Raw genomic sequence first — 610 nt, 5'->3', positions numbered from 1 at the left:
TCCTTACTGGACAACTCATCTATTCGCTGTGCTTTGATACGGACGGCCTTGTCGAGCATCCGGCGGTTCAGCTCTTTGTCTTCGGGTGTCCTTTCTGGTACAAGGTAGAGTTTGGGGAACTCGTACAAGCGCTTGCCGTTCCTGTAGATATCGAAGTAAATGGACTGGCTGCCGCCGGAGAGTTGTTTAAAGCGTATCTTTACCGGCTCCTTTGCTTTGGGTTGTTTCCTGCTGGTTGTCATAAGGATCAATATTAAATTAAATACTAAAAAATCAAGAAAGAAAAACTAAAAAGAATAAAATTAAAAATTAAACCGGGGGCAAGATACAAACAAGGAACGACATGGCAAAGGAAAATAAGGATTAATTACCTTTTGATATATATGTTTTTAAATAGCTAATAATCAGATATTATATAAATACAAGAAACATAATAGTTTACGAAAAACAAACAAAGTAACAATTATAAAAATCCATAAGTAACAAACAGGTAACAAATAATGGATAAAAAACGATTATGGAAATGAAAAATAAAAATCTATTTTTATTCTTGTTAACTAATATAAATAGCTATATATAAGTGTATTTAGTTTCATACATATCACTTTTA

At 32.8% G+C, this 610-nt stretch carries 1 pseudogene; it reads right to left on the bottom strand.

Annotated features, from left to right (window positions below):
• Positions 1-242, bottom strand: a pseudogene (locus tag ACFO6W_RS26170) (site-specific integrase); the annotation flags it as partial.
• Between the last annotated feature and the right edge of the window lie 368 nt (positions 243-610).

The organism is Dysgonomonas termitidis (assembly GCF_042654545.1).
GTDB lineage: Bacteria > Bacteroidota > Bacteroidia > Bacteroidales > Dysgonomonadaceae > Dysgonomonas > Dysgonomonas termitidis.
The sequence above is the reverse complement of the archived record's forward strand: the minus strand, read 5'-3'. Positions and strand labels throughout refer to the sequence as shown.